The organism is Actinoalloteichus spitiensis RMV-1378 (assembly GCF_000239155.1).
GTDB classification, from domain to species: domain Bacteria; phylum Actinomycetota; class Actinomycetes; order Mycobacteriales; family Pseudonocardiaceae; genus Actinoalloteichus_B; species Actinoalloteichus_B spitiensis.
Genome location: NZ_AGVX02000117.1, coordinates 1 through 17,049 on the forward strand (window position 1 = coordinate 1; position 17,049 = coordinate 17,049).

At 71.2% G+C, this 17,049-nt stretch carries 14 protein-coding genes; 7 read left to right on the forward strand and 7 right to left on the reverse strand.

The window, feature by feature from the left end; translation table 11 throughout:
* The coding region (locus tag ACTIDRAF_RS27505; protein ID WP_016697839.1) for a CE1 family esterase at positions 1 to 943 on the forward strand (943 nt) is incomplete at its 5' end.
* On the opposite strand, the gene ACTIDRAF_RS0206110 is transcribed toward ACTIDRAF_RS27505, so the two are convergent.
* The 5 genes from ACTIDRAF_RS0206110 to ACTIDRAF_RS0206145 all read right to left on the reverse strand — a co-directional run bounded on the left by ACTIDRAF_RS0206110 (position 944) and on the right by ACTIDRAF_RS0206145 (position 8,276).
* Entirely contained in the window at positions 944 to 2,140 is a 1,197-nt protein-coding gene (locus tag ACTIDRAF_RS0206110) for a cytochrome P450 (RefSeq protein ID WP_016697840.1), read from the reverse strand. It abuts the gene before it with no gap.
* 437 nt (positions 2,141 to 2,577) lie between these two features.
* Complete coding sequence (locus tag ACTIDRAF_RS35245) at positions 2,578 to 4,254, reverse strand: AfsR/SARP family transcriptional regulator (protein WP_280956865.1); 1,677 nt, start codon at positions 4,252 to 4,254, stop codon at positions 2,578 to 2,580.
* 49 nt (positions 4,255 to 4,303) lie between these two features.
* Positions 4,304 to 5,410, reverse strand: a complete 1,107-nt coding sequence (locus ACTIDRAF_RS0206125) for an alpha-hydroxy acid oxidase (RefSeq protein ID WP_016697843.1) — start codon at positions 5,408 to 5,410, stop codon at positions 4,304 to 4,306.
* A 1,645-nt stretch (positions 5,411 to 7,055) separates the two neighbouring features.
* Positions 7,056 to 7,649, reverse strand: coding sequence for a TetR/AcrR family transcriptional regulator (locus tag ACTIDRAF_RS0206140; RefSeq protein ID WP_016697846.1), 594 nt, complete (start codon positions 7,647 to 7,649; stop codon positions 7,056 to 7,058).
* A gap of 39 nt (positions 7,650 to 7,688) precedes the next feature.
* Entirely contained in the window at positions 7,689 to 8,276 is a 588-nt protein-coding gene (locus ACTIDRAF_RS0206145) for a GNAT family N-acetyltransferase (protein ID WP_016697847.1), read from the reverse strand.
* 1,310 nt (positions 8,277 to 9,586) lie between these two features.
* Here ACTIDRAF_RS0206145 and ACTIDRAF_RS27515 point away from each other — a divergent pair.
* The 4 genes from ACTIDRAF_RS27515 (at position 9,587) to ACTIDRAF_RS31820 (ending at position 12,538) form a co-directional block, all read left to right on the forward strand.
* Entirely contained in the window at positions 9,587 to 10,411 is an 825-nt protein-coding gene (locus ACTIDRAF_RS27515) for an SDR family NAD(P)-dependent oxidoreductase (protein ID WP_016697848.1), read from the forward strand.
* 95 nt (positions 10,412 to 10,506) lie between these two features.
* Positions 10,507 to 10,728 (forward strand): hypothetical protein, encoded by a 222-nt coding sequence (locus ACTIDRAF_RS0206155; RefSeq protein ID WP_016697849.1) that lies wholly within the window; start codon positions 10,507 to 10,509, stop codon positions 10,726 to 10,728.
* Between the two features lie 55 nt (positions 10,729 to 10,783).
* On the forward strand, positions 10,784 to 11,371 hold the full coding sequence (locus ACTIDRAF_RS0206160) for a P-loop NTPase family protein (RefSeq protein WP_016697850.1): 588 nt from the start codon (positions 10,784 to 10,786) through the stop codon (positions 11,369 to 11,371).
* A 168-nt stretch (positions 11,372 to 11,539) separates the two neighbouring features.
* Entirely contained in the window at positions 11,540 to 12,538 is a 999-nt protein-coding gene (locus ACTIDRAF_RS31820; protein ID WP_157162883.1) for a hypothetical protein, read from the forward strand.
* A 320-nt stretch (positions 12,539 to 12,858) separates the two neighbouring features.
* Here the strand turns inward: ACTIDRAF_RS31820 and ACTIDRAF_RS0206175 are convergent, their stop codons facing one another.
* Complete coding sequence (locus tag ACTIDRAF_RS0206175; protein ID WP_016697853.1) at positions 12,859 to 13,266, reverse strand: hypothetical protein; 408 nt, start codon at positions 13,264 to 13,266, stop codon at positions 12,859 to 12,861.
* A 235-nt stretch (positions 13,267 to 13,501) separates the two neighbouring features.
* On the opposite strand from ACTIDRAF_RS0206175, the gene ACTIDRAF_RS0206180 reads away from it, so the two are divergent.
* The gene (locus tag ACTIDRAF_RS0206180; RefSeq protein ID WP_026065827.1) at positions 13,502 to 14,320 is read left to right on the forward strand and encodes a TIGR03619 family F420-dependent LLM class oxidoreductase; all 819 of its coding nucleotides are present in this window, start codon (positions 13,502 to 13,504) and stop codon (positions 14,318 to 14,320) included.
* A 143-nt stretch (positions 14,321 to 14,463) separates the two neighbouring features.
* Here ACTIDRAF_RS0206180 and ACTIDRAF_RS0206185 read toward each other — a convergent pair whose 3' ends face one another.
* Complete coding sequence (locus ACTIDRAF_RS0206185; RefSeq protein ID WP_026065828.1) at positions 14,464 to 15,981, reverse strand: MFS transporter; 1,518 nt, start codon at positions 15,979 to 15,981, stop codon at positions 14,464 to 14,466.
* A gap of 100 nt (positions 15,982 to 16,081) precedes the next feature.
* Between ACTIDRAF_RS0206185 and ACTIDRAF_RS27525 the strand changes: the two genes are divergently transcribed.
* Positions 16,082 to 16,957, forward strand: coding sequence for a helix-turn-helix transcriptional regulator (locus tag ACTIDRAF_RS27525; RefSeq protein ID WP_016697856.1), 876 nt, complete (start codon positions 16,082 to 16,084; stop codon positions 16,955 to 16,957).
* Positions 16,958 to 17,049 lie beyond the last annotated feature (92 nt).

Here is a 17,049-nt window from a genome sequence, read left to right on the forward strand (position 1 = left end):
CCCCACCTCCTCGGCGGCCTCGCCCGTCGACGCCGCCGAGGCCCGCCCCCGCCCGGCACGCCCGATCACCGACGCGGTCACCACCGTCCGCTCCGTCCCCGTCGACGGGCGGGACCGCTCCTTCCGCCTCCGCCTGTCCCCGGGACCGGCGGAGGACGACGGCTGGCCGCTGCTGCTCGCCCTCCACGGCAAGGGCGGTTCCGCGCTGGAGATGGAGGAGCACAGCGGGTTGAACGAGGCCGCCGACGCGGCCGGCGTCGCCGTGGCCTACCTGGAGGGGGTGGACCAGGGCTGGGGCGCCGCGCCGCGACCCACCGAGCTGCGCCCCGACCCGAACGCCGACGTCGCCTACACCCGTGCCGTACTGGACCAGCTCCTCGACGACGCCCGGATCAACCCGGACCGCGTGTTCGTGGTCGGGTTCTCCGAGGGCGCCATCATGGCGCTGCGGCTGGCCGCCGAACACCCCGACTGGTTCGCCGCCGCGGCCTCGGTCGCCGGCCAACTGCCCGCGCCCCCGGCGGAGGTACGTCCCAGCGGCCCCATCCCGCTGCTGTCGATCTACGGCGACGCGGACCCGCTGCGGCCCATCGAGGGGTTGACCAGCCAACCGGAGGGCACGCCGCCCATCGGGCGGGAACCGCCCCGCCCCACGGTCTCCACCGCCGACACCGTCGACGCGTTCTGCCGCGCGGGCGGGGCGGACGAGCAGCACCACGAGGAGCCGCCCCTCACCGCCCCACCCGACGGCACGTCCCTCACCAGGGCCACCTGCGTGAACCCTGACACCGGCCTGGAGGTGGTCTCCATCGTCGTGCGGGGCGGCGGTCACACCTGGCCGGGCGGGACGTTCCCCAACCCGGCCCGCACGGTCGGGGTGACCAGCCGCCAGATCTCCGCGGCGGAGACCGTCCTCGACTTCCTCGTCACCAGCCGGGGCTGATCACCAGGTCACCGGGAGCCGCTGGGGCGATCGCAGCAGCGTTCCCTCCTTCCAGGGGACGTCCTCGGCGGAGGTGACCAGCCGCAGGTCCGGGAAGCGGGTCAGCAGCGACGACAGCGCCACCTGGAGCTCTCCCCGCGCCAGCTGGGCGCCCAGGCAGACGTGTACCCCGCCCCCGAAGGCCAGGTGCGGGTTGGTCTCCCTGGTCAGATCCAGGACGTCGGGGTCGGAGAACACCCGGTCGTCGCGGTTGGCCGAGTTGGTGCTGGCCACCACCGCCTCGCCCGCGCGGACCAGGACCTCGCCCAGCTGGACGTCCTCGGTGGCGATCCGGGCGAACGCGCCGCCGGAGCCCAGCGGGATGTAGCGCAGGAGCTCCTCCACCGCCGAGGGAACCAGTTCCGGGCGTTCCCGGAGCAACGCCCACTGCTCGGGCCGCGACAGCAGCAGGTAGACGGAGCTGGCGAACTGGCTGGCGGTGGACTCGTGGCCCCCGACCAACAGGGTGATGCCGGTCTGCCGCAACTCCTGCTCCGTGAGCCGGTCGTCCTCGTGGGCGGCGACCAGGACGCTCATCAGGTCATCCCCGGGCTCCCGTCTGCGCTGCTCGGCCAGTTCGCCCAGGTACTCCTCCAGCCCCGCGCGCGCCGCCCTGACCTCCTCCCGCGTGTAGGCGGTGGTGGACAGCACCATCGCGGAGAAGTCGCGGAACCGGTGGTGTTCCTCCGGGGGCACGCCGAGCATCTGGGAGATGACCGACACCGGCAGGGGCAGCGCCAGGCTTTCGACCAGGTCCGCAGGCGGACCCGTCCGCTCGATCTCGTCCAGCAGGCCGTCCACGATCTCCTGGGTGCGGGGACGGAACTCGCGGACGCGCCGCGCGGTGAAACCCCGGGCGATCAGCTTCCGCAGCCTGCTGTGCTCGGGCGGGTCCATGCTCAGGATCGAGCCGGTGGGCGCCGCCTCCGGCGTCACCCGGGGGGTGTCCTCCCGCCCGGCGGCCCTGGCCCTGCTGAACCTGGGGTCGGAGAGCACCGTCTTGACGTCGGAGTAGCGGGTCACCAACCAGCACTCGTCGCCGTAGGGCAACCGCACCCGCATCGCGGGTTGCTCCGCCCGGGACCGCGCGTAGCCGGGGTGGATGTCCAGGCGCACCGGATCACCGAAGGGGTAGGACTGGGTGTCTACTGTGGTCACGAGCACTCCTCATCAGGTCGGGGAGGGAACCGTCGGGGCACACTCCGGGTGGTGGTCGGCGGGCCGTGGGCCGGGAACCCCCGTTCCGGGGTCCCGATCACGGTCGGGGCGGTGGCCGGCCGGTGGTCGGCGGCCACCGCGACCGTCGTCGCCATCCCGTCCCGGCGCGGACCAACCGCCGTGGCAAGCCCCGGGAACCGTCGGAGGCGGCTGGCGGTGGGGCGGGGGTCGCCGCAGGGGCCAGGTACCGCCGCGCCGCTCCGCCAGCGGGAACCGCCAGGCAGCGGAGGCTCCGCTGCAGGGGCGGCACGGGCCGAGCCGGCGAGGGCGCACCCGGGCACGGACCGGGGCGCGGTAGCGCCCCACGCCGGGATCGCGGGAGCACGCGCTCCGCTCCAGCCTTCCGCGCGCGCTCCCGGACCAGGGACGACCGCCGGTCAGCGGCCCGCACCATCGGCGACCCGGCTCGGGGCTCCGCTCGACGCGGGGGGCCTCGACCGGGCTCCCGCTGCCAGCTCGAGCGGGTCGGCGACGGGGTGCACGGGCCGTCCGGCGCTCGGCAGCGGCGAGCGTCCCGCGCGGTGAGCTGTCGAGCGCTGCCGGCAGTCCCGCCCGCACCCGCCGTCGCCGCCGGTCCACCCACCCCGGTGCCGCAGCTCGCGCACCATCCTGGACACGTCCCAGTGCGGTCGGCCCGCGAGGTGCGCCGCGGCGGCCAGCAGCGCCCCGGGAAGTCGTTCACACAGCTCGACGAGCTGCGCGACACCGTCCGGATCCCGGGACACCCGTCGCTGTCCCACGATGTCCCGCACCAGGTCGACCGCCTCGTCCCGGCGCAGGCCACCCAGCCAGAGCGGCACCGTCCCGCACCGGGCGACCAGCTCGCGCAGCGGGTTCCGCGACGTCACCAGCACGTGGCAGGTGGGGCTGTTGGGCATCAGCGGCCACACCTGGGCGGCGTTCCTCGCGTCGTCGAGCACCAGCAGCAACCGCCGGTCGGCGACCAAGGTCCGGAACAGCGCGGGACGTTCCTCGCGGCTCGGTACCCGCTCGGGTGGGACACCGAGGGCGTGGAGGAGATGGGAGAGGGCCGTGTACGGGTCGACCGGGGCGCGGTGCGGGTCGTGCCCGCCCAGGTCGACGAAGAGCTGCCCGTCGGGGAACAGCTCGGCGTTGCGGGCACCCCACCACACGGCCAGCGCGGTCTTGCCCACTCCGCCAGTGCCCACCAGCAACCCGAGCGGCGGCACCCCGTCCCGGCCCGCCCTTGCCGCCAACCGGTCCAACGCGGACACGGCGTCGGCCCGTCCGACGAAGGCCCGGGTCGCGGCGGGGAGCTGCGCCGGCGGGCGGTCGACCGGGGGGCCCTCGTCGTCCCGCAGGATGCGTTCATGCAGGCGCCGCAGCTCGACGCTGGGTTCCAGGCCGAGCTCCTCCACGGACCGCCGTCGCCACCGGACGAAGGTTTCCAGCGCCGCGACGCGTTGCCCTGACCGGTACTGCGCCGTCATCAGCAGCCCGTGCAGGCGGTCCCGGAGCGGGTGCCGCTCGACCGCCTCGGCGAGTCCGGCGACGAGCGCCCGTTCCTCGCCAAGACCCAGGCGGAGCTCCGCCTGCTCCTCGTAGGCCGCGAGGACCTTCTCCTCCAGCGCCGCCGCGGCCTGTTCGGGCACGACCCCACCGACGTTGGACAACACGGGACCGCGTCGCAGCGCCAACGCCTCGTCGTAGCGGCGCACCGCCTCCGCCGCGTCGCCGGCGCGCGTCCTGGCGTCGGCCACCAGCTCCTCGAACACCAGGGTGTCGATGCGGTGCCCCGCCGGGTGCAGGACGTACCCCGGTGCCACCGTCTCGATGAGGTTCCCGTGCACGCCGCACGAGCGGAACGTCTTCCGCAACGCGGACACGCAGATCGCCACCTGGGTCCGGCTGCTCGACGGTGGCCGCGCCCCCCACACCGCCTCCACCAGGCTGTCCACCGACACGACCCGGCCGGCGTTGAGCAGCAGCATCGTCAGCACGATCCGCTGGCGGGGACCCCCGATCCGAACCTGACTGCCGTGCGCGCACACCTCCAGTGGCCCCAGCATGCGGAAATCCAACGTCGTGGACATCGAGCCTCCGAATCGCAGTACGACGGTGCCGTGCGGACCGACGGGGTCGTCAGGGCGGGTCGGACTGGAGGTGCGTGGTCAGCCGTCCGGCGTCGGAGAGGTCGGCGCACCCGGAGAGGAGCAGCGACTGTTCCAGTTCCAGCCGCAGCAGGTCGAACACCCGGGTCACGCCGCGTTCCCCGTCGGCGGCGAGTCCCCACAGGACGGGCCGGCCCAGGAGCACGCCCCGCGCACCGAGCGCCAGCACACGCACCACGTCCGATCCGCTCCGGATACCGCTGTCGACCAGGACCTCCACCGCGTCCCCCACCGCGTCCACCACCCTGGGCAGCGCGAGGGCGGTGGGCGGCGCGCCGTCGAACTGCCGCCCGCCGTGGTTGGACACCACGACCGCGTCGGCGCCGAGGTCGACGCAGCGCACCGCGTCCCTGGGGTCCAGCACCCCCTTGACCACGAGGGGGAGGCGGCTTCGGGAGCGCAACCACTCCAGGTCGCGCCACCCCAGGGTCGGGTCGAACGCCAGCGCCGTGTGGTCGGCCACCGCCGAGGAACCTGATCGCCTGACGTGCGCGTCGCTGGTCGGTCCGGTGTCGAGGTGCGCGGCTCGCACCGAACTGGGGAGCGCGAAACCGTTGCGCACGTCCCGCGCCCGACGGCCCATGACGGGGACGTCGACGGTGATGACCAGTGCCTGGCAGCCGGCGTCCTCCGCGCGGGCCAGCAGGTCCTCGACCAGCCCCCTGTCACGCAACCAGTACAACTGGAACCACAGCGCGGCGCCGGTTCCCGCCAGCTCCTCGACGGTTCGGCTGCTCAAGGTGCTGACGGTGAAGGGCACACCCCGGGCGGCGGCGGCGCGGGCGGCGGCGAGTTCACCGTCGGGGTGGAGCAGGCACTGGTAGGCCATCGGGGCCACCACGACCGGCAGGCTGGCCGCTGTCCCCACGAGCGACGCGCGGGTGTCCGTGGTCCCGATGCCGGTGAGGACCCTCGGGACGACGTGGGTGGCGTCGAGGGCGGTGCGGTTGGCCGCCAGTGTGCGTTCCGCGCCGCTGCCGCCGGCGACGAAGTCGCGGACCTCCGGGGCCAGCAGGGCTTCCGCCGCTCGTTCCACGTCCGCCAGGTCGACTGCCTCCCGCGAGCTCGGCGCCGTCACGGGTGGACGCTTCTCGGCGGGACTCCCCGGACGGCGGTCGAGGGGCGGGCCCCCCGGCGTCCGTCGGTCGCGGGTGGACGGGGGCTTCGGTGGGTGTCGGGCCCATGATGACCGGTCGCCAGTCCGTCGGACACGGGTGTCCTCACCGTTCCCCCCATCCGCCCTGTGAACGTGTGTGTTCAGGGCATGGCTTCTGCCCGTGCCGATGCGGTTGGTCGGCCCGGCTGACTACGAACGAAGAACTGTGGTCGTCACATTCGTGCGGCGATTCGGTGAAACCGTTGAAACGCTAACGAGGGCGGCAAAACCTGTCAAGGGTCGGGAGGTGTTCGGTTATTTCGACACAGCCTGATCGGGTTCGGCTGTCCCGTTACTCGTTTTCGCGCCCGCCCGACGACCTGGTGGCGCGTGACAGGAGTGGTCGAGTGCGGCGAAAGTGGAGGTGAACCGCATTCCTCGCGACGCTCCGCCGCGGTCGGGTGCGGGGTTCGTGGCGGGCGCCGTTCCTCGCCAGCGGGCGACGTCGTCGGAGGGGGAACGGAATTCGTGGGGCCGAACGGCGTAACGGTTCCGGATGTTTCCCGGACACGGCTGGTCCCGTTGCCCTAGCCGTCGTGCACCCGCTGAACCGAAGGTCCTCGCGCGGCGGTTGGTTCCTCCGCCGGTCCGCGCGGCACTCGCCGCCACCGCCCCGCCGGACGGCACGCTGACCGCCGGTCAGTGGCCACCGTGCTCCGCTCCGGGTCACGGCTGGTGGGCGCCCGGGCCGCCAGCCGGTGGTCACTCCAGGCCATCCAGGCACGTGGTGCGGCTGGGCGTCCGCCCCTTCGTCCCTCCGGCCGTGCCGCTGCGCGTCGATCTGGCGGCGGAGCCCGGGGGTGGCGGCGAGCACCGGGGCCCCGGACCTCGTGAGGGGCCGGCTCCGGTCGACCGGTCGGGCGCCGGTGGCGGCGCGACCCGTCCGGCCGCCACCTGGCGTCCGGCCGCATCCGCCGACGAGGTGATGGGCCGAGCCGGAGTGGCCAGCGCCAGGCCGGGCGTCCTGGCACGCCACGCCTCCACCCGGCACGGCCGGGGTGGAGTGAACGAACAGGGTTCGGGGATGAACATTCGCCGGCTGTTTCCGGTCGGGGCGTAACGGCCGCTTCCCATTTTCCGATGCGCATTCCTTTCATCATTCTTACCGCGTTGTCGGGACCCCGAATGCCACGTGCTGCTCGCCGTCCCGCTGGCCGGGCGTCTCGACGCCGGCCGCTCGTGTTCGCGCGGGATGCCCGGCCCGGTGCGCTCCTCCGGTCCCGTGCGGCACGGAGGAACGCCACGTGGTCGCGGTCCACCAGAGCCGGTGTCGGGGAACGCGCTCGTGCGCGGACCCGGCGACCAGGCCTGGCGAGGCATCGGGAAGTCGCGCGAGGAGGGGGCCGTGCGGCACGGACGGGACGCCACCCGGGTGTTCGGCCAACCGCCGGCCAGCGGGAACGCGGTGGCGGACCCGGCGGATGCCGCCCGCGAGCGGCGTCGCGAACCGCCGCGGCTCCGGGGCGGTGTCGTCGCGGGCGCGGCGAGCGCTGGTGCGAGCCCACTGGGGAACGCTCGGGTCGTACCAGGGTGGCGGGGTGCGTGAGCGAGGGCGGACCGGCGGCGTTCAGCACACCAGGGAGTTGACGATCGTCGCGCTCGGTGTGGTCAGCTCCGCCCCGAGGGAGACCTTCATCATCGCGAGACCGCCGAGCGTCGCGAGGTAGGCCACCGCGAGTTCACGGGGCGGCCCGGGGCGGAACCCGCCTCCGCGCTGCCCCCGTTCGATGAGGTCAGTGAGGGCGTCGAGCAGGGCGACGTGCTCCTCCACCAGCCGTTCCACCGAGGGCGGGCGCACGGGAAGCGCCGCCGCGTGGTTCATGAGCGTGGAGAACTCGGCGAACCCCTCCTCCCGGTCCACCGCGAACAGGAAGTCCTCGGTGAAGCGGGTGAGCAGTCGTTCGGGCGGGTCGTCCGCCCGCAGCCGCCGCGCCGCGCCGCGCACTCCCTCGGTGGCCTGCCGGACGAGCGCGTCGAACAGCTCGTCCTTGGACGGGTAGTGCCGGTAGATCAGCCCGGTGCTGATGCCGGCGGCGCGGGCGATGTCCCGCATGCTGGTGGCGGCGAACCCGTGACGGGTGAACAGGGCGGTGGCGGCGGTGTGCACCCTGGCCAGGGTCGCGGAGCGCATCGCCTCGTACTGGGCGCTGGGGCGGGGCACGCTTCCTCCTTCCCGCGGGTGGGACCGGTGCGGCGCCCGTCACGGACGTTCCCACTCCATCGACACGTAGTGGTTGATGCCGCTGAACCTCGTGTACCTCACGGGCACCCGCCGGTACTCCACGAAGCCGAGTTTCCGGTACAGGCCCAGGGCCGCGGCGTTGGTGTCGGCAATGTACTCGAGCACGTAGCGGCGGTGGCCGGACACCCGCATGAGGTGGGTCAACAGCGCGGTGGCGACGCCCTTGCCCTGGTGGGCCGAGGCCGTCCCGACGTACTCGAGGGACGCCGTGCCGGCGGGCAGGTCGAGGGTCCTGCCGAACTCCCTGCGGAGCACGGCCGCGCCGATGGTGCCCTTCACCCACCCGAGGTGCCGGACGAACTGGCGCCGGTCGGGGCGGACGCTCTGCTGACGGCCGTCGGTGAGGGCGGTGATGCCCGCGGGGTGACCGTCCACCAACGCGAGGTGGAAGTGCTCCGGGGCCAGCATCGGTTCGAACAGCGCCGCCAACCGGGTCGGGTCCTTCGAGAAGTAGGTGAAGTCGGCGCCGAAGGCGTCCACGTAGACCTGGGTGACCGCGCGGCGGTGGCCCGGCCCGAAGTCGCGGGCGGGGATGACCTCGATCATCGGTGTCCTTCCTGAGATGACCACAGTAGAGTGAACTTTTGTTCATCCTACAAGGGGGTTCGCCGCCAGCTGCGGGGTCCGAGGACACCGGTCACCCGGCGGTGGCCGTCGGGCCCGGAGGCGGGGCGTGGACCGGCGGACGTCGGTGGGCCCGGGGTTGGCGCCCCCCTGGGGTCGCGGGCACTCCCGGTGGCGGCTCCTCGGAAAAAGGTCCCGAACTCCCCGACCAGTCGGTGGGGCCACCGGGCGCACGTCACCGGAAACGCGGCGGCGGGAATGCCGGAGGAACCCGGGCGCTCCCGGTGCCGGCACGGAAGCCCGAGCGCGATGAACGGGTTCTGCCGTCGGGGAGGCCCCCTTCCTGGTGGCCGATTCCCGCGTATGAGGAGTCGGTACGGCGGTCACCAGGCGGAAGGGAGGGAAGCTGGCCAACCGTGGCGGTGAGCGAGGAGTTCGGCGACACCGGCGTGGTCGGCCGAAATGGGGGGAGAACCGCCTCGGCGCTCCACCGCGACCGGCGAGGAACACCGCCGAAGATCGCGGAACCCGTGACGCTCGGCCCCCGGCCAGGCGCCCACGCCACCGTCAAGGCTGCGGTCGCCCCAGCCTTCCCGGTCTCCGGTGACACCTCCCCCTCCCGACCACCTGGCGGGTCGGGAACGATCACCCGGGCCCAACCCGTGGCGAACCACCCCGCCGCTGGTCACCGACCCGACGCCGGCGAGCCCACCGCAGCGGGGACCTCTGCCGGTCACCCCGTCCGCCGGTACCGGGACGAACGGCCTCCACCGGCCGGGGCCGCGCAACCCGGCACACCGAGGAAAACGCGAAAGGGAAGAAATATCACTCCGTCCGACCAAATGCCCACCCTGAACCGGCGCCGCCTGACAGCGGAACGTGAGAGGCGGAGCGAAATTCACCGCTGTCCGGGTAAGGGAATTCCCGGGGAAATCACTCCGCTGGACTCGTTCCGAGGTACCAGGGGCGGTGAACCGGGACAACACGTTCCGCATTTCACGCGACAAACAGCCACCCCAATGGGGGTACACAGGCCGGGGGAGAGCGTGTGAGATACCAAACATCCACCCGGTTATCCGTACACGGGTCCCCTTGGAAGAACACGTGCACCGACCGGGGCCACCGGCGGAGAAACCCGAATCCCGAAAACGCGACCACTCATCGCCGAGCACCGCCGGCCATGAACGAGCACCCCACTCCCCACTGCCACCGCGCGGACCGCGCCCGTCGGACGACGACGCGGGTCCGCCGGTGCAGGTCGAGGCCGGGTGCACCCAAGCAGAGGAGGACAGATGCCCCCCGCACAGGACCTGTTCGGACTGCGAGGCAGGACAGCACTGGTGACCGGAGCCTCCCGAGGCATCGGAGCGGCGGTCGCCACCGGCCTCGCCGCCGCCGGAGCGGACGTCGCGCTCGTGGCGCGGGACACCACCAGGCTCGAGGCCGTCGCCGACGAGGTGGAAAGCCTCGGCCGCCGGGCACTCGTCCTCACCTGCGACGTCACCGACCTCGACCAGATCAGGGCGGCCGAGCGCACCACGCTCGCCGAGTTCGGCGCGCCGGACATCCTCGTGAACAACGCGGGAGGGATGAGCCACGCCGGCCCGTTCCTGGACCTGGAACCCGACGACTGGAGCCAGGTGCTGCGCCTCAACCTGGAATCCCTCGTCTGGGTCACCCACACCTTCGGCCGCCACCTGGTCGAGCGGGGCAGCGGTTCCGTCATCAACGTGTCGTCCATCGCCGGGCTGAACGGCATCCCCCTGCTCTCCCACTACGCCGCGACGAAGGCAGCGGTCATCTCGCTGACCAGGACCCTGGCGGCGGAGTGGGGGCCCGCCGGCGTGCGGGTCAACGCGCTGGCCCCCGGCTGGACGCGCACCGACCTCACCACGACCTTCTTCGCCGACCCCGACGCCGTGCACGGCCTGCTGTCGGCGGTGCCCGCCGGCGAGCTCGAGGACCCGGAGGACATGGTCGGCACCGTCGTCTACCTCGCCAGCGACGCCTCCCGCACGGTCACCGGCAGCGTCGTGATCGCGGACAACGGCACGGCCTCCTATGTCGGCGGGCCCCAGATGCTCCGCTTCCTCGACCTCGGTCGCGTCCCCGTCTGACCACGCATCCCCCGGATGTGCCGTGTGTTCCTCCTTCCCGGCGGAGGGCGCCTCCGCGCCCGGCGCCCTCCGCCGGGCCCGGCACCCACCCGCGGATGGACGCCACCTTCCAGGAGATCGACGCCGCCGTGCTGGCCGGCGCGCCACCGGCGTCGACCGCGCCGTTCGGCGGCGAACCCCGGTCGTTCGGCCAGCTGCTCGTCGAACCCGCCGTGGCCGACCTCGACGCCGTGCCGGCCCTGCTCGACGTCCTGCCCGGACCAGTCAACTCCCGCGCCGGCTCAGCCGAGAGAGGGAGCCGCGGTGTTCTTGGGTAGCTCGTTACAACCGACGACGTCCGTGTTTCCGTGACGTGTTCGGCATACTCGCGTCATGGCGATTCGGCAGCCGAGGTTCGGTGAGCGTACGGTGTCGTGGCGTGTCGTGCTGGAGGAGTCATATCCAAGGCCTGACGAGGACTACCGGGAGTCGGGACAGGCACATCACGAAAACGCCGAGGCTGCGGAGATGAACCATTTGCGTGGTCAAGTGATGGTCCAGGCGTCCGAGACCGAGGCTGTGCTCGGCATGATCCTGCGTCATCTCGATCCGTCAGCCACACCTCAAGGGCGCACGATGGGGAGGCTCTTGAACGACGTGACGAGGCATCTTGGCGACAACGCCAACGCTCGCTGGAGCTACGAGTTGGGGACGATCGGACAGGCTGTTGAGCGTCGTAACCGAGCTGTGCACGAACGCGTCGATGTCGGGTCAGTCTGGCGAGACTATGCGACAGGTGGCGGCGAGTGGGTATCCGTTATCAGCTTCTTGGGGGGCGAAGAGCACAGCGAGTCTGATCTCATCGAGAACCTGGCCCTCCAACAGGAGGCCACCAGTGCAGCCGTCGATGTGCTGTACGCCGTAGAACGAGAAACATCTGGCGAGTCGATCGATCGCTCTGTCGACCCATCTCAGAAGTAGAGCCCCTGGTGGCGCTCGATCAGGTCCTAGAGTCGGGTGGTTCGTCGGTGCCCTCCGTTACGGTGCTGGCCGCGCACGCCCCAAGAACGGAGGAGCGCCGAAAGTGATCAAGACTTGGATTCGGTTCAGATTCAAGCCACAAGAACCTGTTTTTACGGGGATGGTGCGGTGAGCGATCGTAGCCGCTACTACAAAGCCGGAGTACGCGAGGCGCTGTTCATGCTGAGCCGAGGTCGTTGTTATGCGCCCAAGTGCCCGCAACGGGTTCTGCGGATGGTTGATGAGGAACCGAGCATCAACATCCAGATCGCGCACATCAACGGTTTGAAGCCCGGAAGCGCAAGGTTCGATGCGAGCATCCCGGTACGGAAGTTGAACAGCTTCGGCAATTTGCTTCTGCTGTGCCAGGCCCACCACGGTCCGGTGGACGACAAATCCAAGGAAGCCAAGTATCCCAAGAACCTCCTGCTCGCGTGGAAGAAAGACAGGGAAGGCGAGAGCTATGAGCAGCTCGCTGGACTCGACGTGCTCGGAGTGGATGACCTGGAGAACATCCTCACGACAGTTGTCGCCAACGCGAAGGATGAGCTTTTGATTGCGATTGATGGGGTCGCCGCGATCAGTAAGAGCACGGCTGCGCTGCTGCGGAAGTTGGTCGAGGAGAACTTTGACCGTCCTTACCTCGATACCGACGCGGTGGCTATGCTCGCGGACTCAGCCGCCTCGTTGCGGCATCTTCCGGAATCGGCGGCATTGCTGATGAGTGCCGCTTACCGCCTCGGTGATCTCACCGACAGTGCGACTATGCTGGATAGAGCTGCTTCGAAGCTGACTAACGCGGTGGACCAAGTCGGGGTGATCAGGTCCGCGGCATCTGACCTTGAGTCCGCGTTCATTTCTTCTGTCGACAGTAGCACTGCCTACGACATTCAGCATGCCACGGCAGGTCTCGAAGCAGCCTCGCGTGAGTTGTCTCAGATAGTCGTTGAGATCAACGAGGCGACGCGAAGCGCGAGTGAGGCTGAGTACGGTGGACCGATCATTCAGCGGGTTGATGATGGGCGTCATTGGCAGTTCTTCAAGTGGGGTCTTGGAGCCGGGGCGGTGGCGGTGGCGGTATTGGCCATCATGATCACCATTGTCGTGCTACAAAACAATGGCGGGTAACGGCATCACGCACGGTAAGACGGCAAAGGTGTTCAGGTCGATGGGCGCGCGCGGCGGTGCGACGCCCGCGGCGCCCCCCGGCTGGGACGAACCCGGGCAGGGACGCTGGCCACGGGGTGACCGACCGCGAACGCGACGTGGTGGACCTGCTCGTCCGGGGAATGCCCAACCGCACCATCGCCCAACTGCTGGGCACCTCGGGAACGCGCACCTGCCCGTGATCTACTACCAGCTGGGCGTCACCGGACGGATCCAGGCCGTGATCGTGCTGCTCGGGGGGCCACCAGTGGGGCGGACGTCCGCTCGACCCCGCGAAACCCCTACCTGACCTGGGGCCACCAGCGGCGGATGGAGTCCAGCGTCGTCCCAGGGGAGGTGTTGAAGCAGAACCTGACCCCCGGCATGAGGTCGACGACGAGGTTCACGATCCGTTCGAAGAGCACGGTCTGCTCGGGTACCAACCGCACACCCCCGCCGATCATCACCAGGTCGAAGCGGCGCCCCGCCACCTCCTCGCGGACCTGACGTTCTGCCTCCTCCGGATCAGCGCTCACCAGGCAGTTGGTGTTGTCGATGCCCGCCCGTCCCAGCGCCTCCTGCCCCGAGGCGATCATGGCCGCCAGGGTGTCGTGGTCGAGGTCCGGATGCCCCGACAGGTCCACCGCGTCGGGCCGCAACCCCACCGACAACACCACCGGTCCCCGCTCTGCCTTCTCGCCATCCGTCACACGGCACCACCTTCCGTCGTCCCGCTCTCCACTGTGCACCCACTTCGGGGTGCCCGGCCACCTGCTCGCGGCACCGTCCTCGCCGGAGCGGCCGTCCCTCGCACCGCTCGGGCGCGGCCGGAGCACCGTCCTCGCCCGAGCGGTCCAGCCGTTCCCCAACCATCAGGACCACCCCGCTCCGTCACTCCGCGCGATCACGGGAATGCCCACCCGCAGTGGGACGTTGACCCTCCACATGAGACTTGAGGTGGTGCTGCCCGACGAGTCACCGACCATGCCCGCGCGGCGGATCGCGGACTTGGCGCGTGCCGCTGAGGACCTCGACTACGACACCGCCTGGCTGCCCGACCACATCCTGCCGCCCGACGCGTACGGAGCCGTCTTCGGCGGCGTGTACGAACCGCTGGTGACGATCGGCCACCTCAGCGCCACCACCCGACGGCTCCGGCTGGGTACCTCGGTCCTCGTCGTGCCGCTGCGCGACCCGTTCGTGCTGGCCAAACAGGTCGCGACGCTGCACCACCTCTCGGAGGGACGGATCGTCCTCGGCGTCGGCGTGGGGTGGAACGAACAGGAGTTCCAGGCCGTCGGCGCCGAGTACCCCCGGCGGGGAGCGATCACCGACGACGCCCTGGACCTGCTCCGGCACCTCTTCACCGGCGGCGCGGCACCCTACCGGGGGCGGCGGTACTCCTTCGACATCGGCGTCTTCGAACCGGTGCCCGCTGGCGGCGTCCCGGTGATGGTCGGCGGAAACAGCGACGCCGCGCTGCGCCGGGCCGCGCGCCACGGCGACAGCTGGCAGGGCCTGCCCACCTCGCCGGCGGTGTTCGCCGAACGTGTCTCCGCCCTCGCCGCCCTCGCCGGCGACCGCCACGTCACGCCCACCCTGCGGATCGGGTGGGACGGCGGAAGCCCCGTCGGGCGGACGGTCGACGACCTGCTCGCCTACGGCGAGGCCGGAGCGGAGGCGGTCGCGGTCCACTTCGGCGACCACGAGGGGTTCGCCCCGAGGATGGAGGAGCTGCGCACCGCGCTGGACAAGGCTCGCTGACGTCCGGAGCGGGCGGAGCCGCCCCTGCGCCGGGCGCTCGACAACCCGGTGCAGGGTGACGATACGGCCACTGCTCGGGCGATGGCTGGGGTGCCGGCCTCGCCCGCGATGTTCTCCCGCGCGCGCCAGTCCGGGCTCCGCGGTCATGCCTTCGGCCCAACCTGCCGTTCCTCCGATGCGACAGCGGCGTCGGACGGTGTCGTCCCCGACCGGGGGATCCAGCGCAGGGCGAGGATGCCGAGCCCGACGTGCAGCAGACTGGCCACCGCGGCCGCCGCGTGCAGGCCGGTCACGAACGCCGTCCCCGCCACCTCCACGAGGTCGGGCGTGAGCTCGGGGAGCTGAAGCGTTTCGTCGAGGGTGGGCGCGAGGTCGGGCCCTTGGAGGCGGAAGACCAGCGCGGCCAGCGAGCCGAGGAGCGCGATGCCGAGGGCGTTGCCGATCTCGTTGCTGGTCTCCGCGATCGCCCCCGCCGAACCGGCACGGTCCGCAGGGACGGCGGCGACGGCGGTGTCGGCGACGACCGCGAAGGAGATTCCGTAGCCGACACCCGCGACAGCGGTGGAAGCGACGTACCAGCCGATCCCGCCCGTGATCGTGGTGGGGAGAAGGAACAGCAGACCCACCGCGATCGAGAAGTGGCAGATGATGAGGGCGGCCCGCTTGCCGATGCGATCGACCACGAACGGGGTGACGACGCAGGTGATGATGAGCACCGCGGCGCCGGGAAGCGCGAGGAGCGCGGCTCGCAGGACCGGGAGGCCCAGGACGGACTGCAGGTAGATACCTGCCAGGTACGCCGCCGCCGACCAGGCCGCCAACGGCAGCAGACCGGTGATGATCGCCACGGTGAAGACGCGGTCGCGGAAGAGCGTGAAGTCCATCAACGGTTGCTCGAGGTGCCGCTGACGTCGAACGAACCACCCCAGCAGCACCAGGCCGGCGACCCCCACCACGACCGGCACGGCCGACAGGCCCTCGGCGGCGGTGTGCTTCACACCGTAGATCGTGAGCAGCATGCCGACGGCCGAGGTCACCACGCTGAGGGCGTCCACACGCCCTGGTCGGGTCGAGCGCACCTCCCGGAGCAGGATCGGCGCGAGGACCAGGAACATCGCGATGACGGGCAGGTTGATCAGGAAGACCGATCCCCACCAGAACCGTTCCAGCAGGACACCACCAAGCACCGGGCCGATGGCGAACCCCGCCGAGAACGCCGCCGCGAAGATACCGATGGCCTGCGCCCGGCGCCTCGGGTCGACGAACAGCTCGCTCAACACCGCAAGCGCCGAAGGCAGGAGAGTCGCGCCGGCGACGCCCATCACCACGCGGGAGGCGATGAGGAGCTCCGCGCTGGGTGCGAATGCCGCTGCCGCCGAGCCGATACCGAAAACCGTCGCGCCGATCATGAGCAACCTCAACCGGCCGTACCGGTCGCCGATGCCGCCGAAGGCGATCAGCAGGGAACCAACCGCGAAGCCGTAGATGTCCAGAATCCACAGAGCCTGGTCGGCGGTGGGGGTGAGGGCCTGGCTGACCCGTGGCATCGCCAGGAACAGGATGGAGCCGTCCATGGAGACGAGCAGGACGGGCCCGAGGACCACCAGTAGCCCGAGCCAGGCACGCAGGCCCGGTCGCTGGTGCGCGTGCTGTTGGGACATGCCGTCCACGGTGGGAGAGGCCGCGTTCGACAACCATCCCCGTGCTGTGGGTACACCCAGCAGGTGCACCCACACGCGGGCTCGGGCGGCTAGGGTCGACATGGTGCAACGCCTCGGGGAGTTCCTGAAGAACCGTCGTGATCGGATCACTCCGGCCGCGGTCGGTCTGCGCACCTACGGAACCCCGCGCCGGGTCCCCGGTTTGCGCCGTGAGGAGCTCGCCCAGTTGGCGGGAGTCAGCACGGGCTACTACACGCGCCTGGAACAGGGGCAAGCCGAGACTGCCTCCGAGCAGGTGCTCGACGCCGTGGCTCGGGTCCTGCGACTCGACGAGATCGAGACGGCGCACCTCCACAATCTCGCCAGGCAACCCGCCAACCCGGGGCTCTCCGAGCCGCCCGAGGAGACACCCCATCCCCGCGTCCTCGCCCTGCTGGACTCCCTCGGGGACGCCACACCCGCCATCGTGCTCGGTCGCCGGGGCGACGTGCTCGCCTGGAACCATTCCGGGCACATGCTCATCGCCGAGCACGTGGCCTTCGACTCGCCACGCGACCCGGCGCGGCGCCCGTCCATCCCCCGCATGTTCTTCCTCGACCCGCTGACCCGCGACCTGTACCGCAACTGGGACGAGCTCGCCCCCGTCCACGTGGCGTACCTCCGGCTCACCGCGGGTCGATATCCCACCGACGCACGCCTGGCGAGACTGATCGGGGAACTCTCGATGCGCAGCGACGAGTTCGCGACGATGTGGGCGACCGGGGATGTCGTCGACTGCACGGTCGGGGACATGCGTCTGCGGCACCCCACGATCGGCGCCGCGAGCGTCGCCTATCAGGTCTGGCTCCAACCCGACAGTCCCGACCACCGGCTGGAGATCTACACCCCGAACGATCCGAGCTCCGCCGACGCGTTGCGCATCCTCACCCAGCAAAGCCTCCAAGCCGAGGGGACACTCCCCCTCCGGCCCCGCTGAGGAGACTGGCGGCCCAACCCTCGCGGACCATGATCCGGCCTCACCACGTCGGCGTGCCAGGTGCCATCGGCCGGGGGGGGGGGGGGGGGGCC

What these genes read in the sequence shown, in the direction of transcription:
- ACTIDRAF_RS35245 (WP_280956865.1), bottom strand. Translation starts at nt 4,254, where the DNA reads ATGTCCACGACGTTGGATTTCCGCATGCTGGGGCCACTGGAGGTGTGC.
- ACTIDRAF_RS0206145 (WP_016697847.1), bottom strand. Translation starts at nt 8,276, where the DNA reads ATGATCGAGGTCATCCCCGCCCGCGACTTCGGGCCGGGCCACCGCCGC.
- ACTIDRAF_RS27515 (WP_016697848.1), top strand. Translation starts at nt 9,587, where the DNA reads ATGCCCCCCGCACAGGACCTGTTCGGACTGCGAGGCAGGACAGCACTG.
- ACTIDRAF_RS0206155 (WP_016697849.1), top strand. Translation starts at nt 10,507, where the DNA reads ATGGACGCCACCTTCCAGGAGATCGACGCCGCCGTGCTGGCCGGCGCG.
- ACTIDRAF_RS0206160 (WP_016697850.1), top strand. Translation starts at nt 10,784, where the DNA reads ATGGCGATTCGGCAGCCGAGGTTCGGTGAGCGTACGGTGTCGTGGCGT.
- ACTIDRAF_RS0206180 (WP_026065827.1), top strand. Translation starts at nt 13,502, where the DNA reads ATGAGACTTGAGGTGGTGCTGCCCGACGAGTCACCGACCATGCCCGCG.
- ACTIDRAF_RS0206185 (WP_026065828.1), bottom strand. Translation starts at nt 15,981, where the DNA reads ATGTCCCAACAGCACGCGCACCAGCGACCGGGCCTGCGTGCCTGGCTC.
- ACTIDRAF_RS27525 (WP_016697856.1), top strand. Translation starts at nt 16,082, where the DNA reads ATGGTGCAACGCCTCGGGGAGTTCCTGAAGAACCGTCGTGATCGGATC.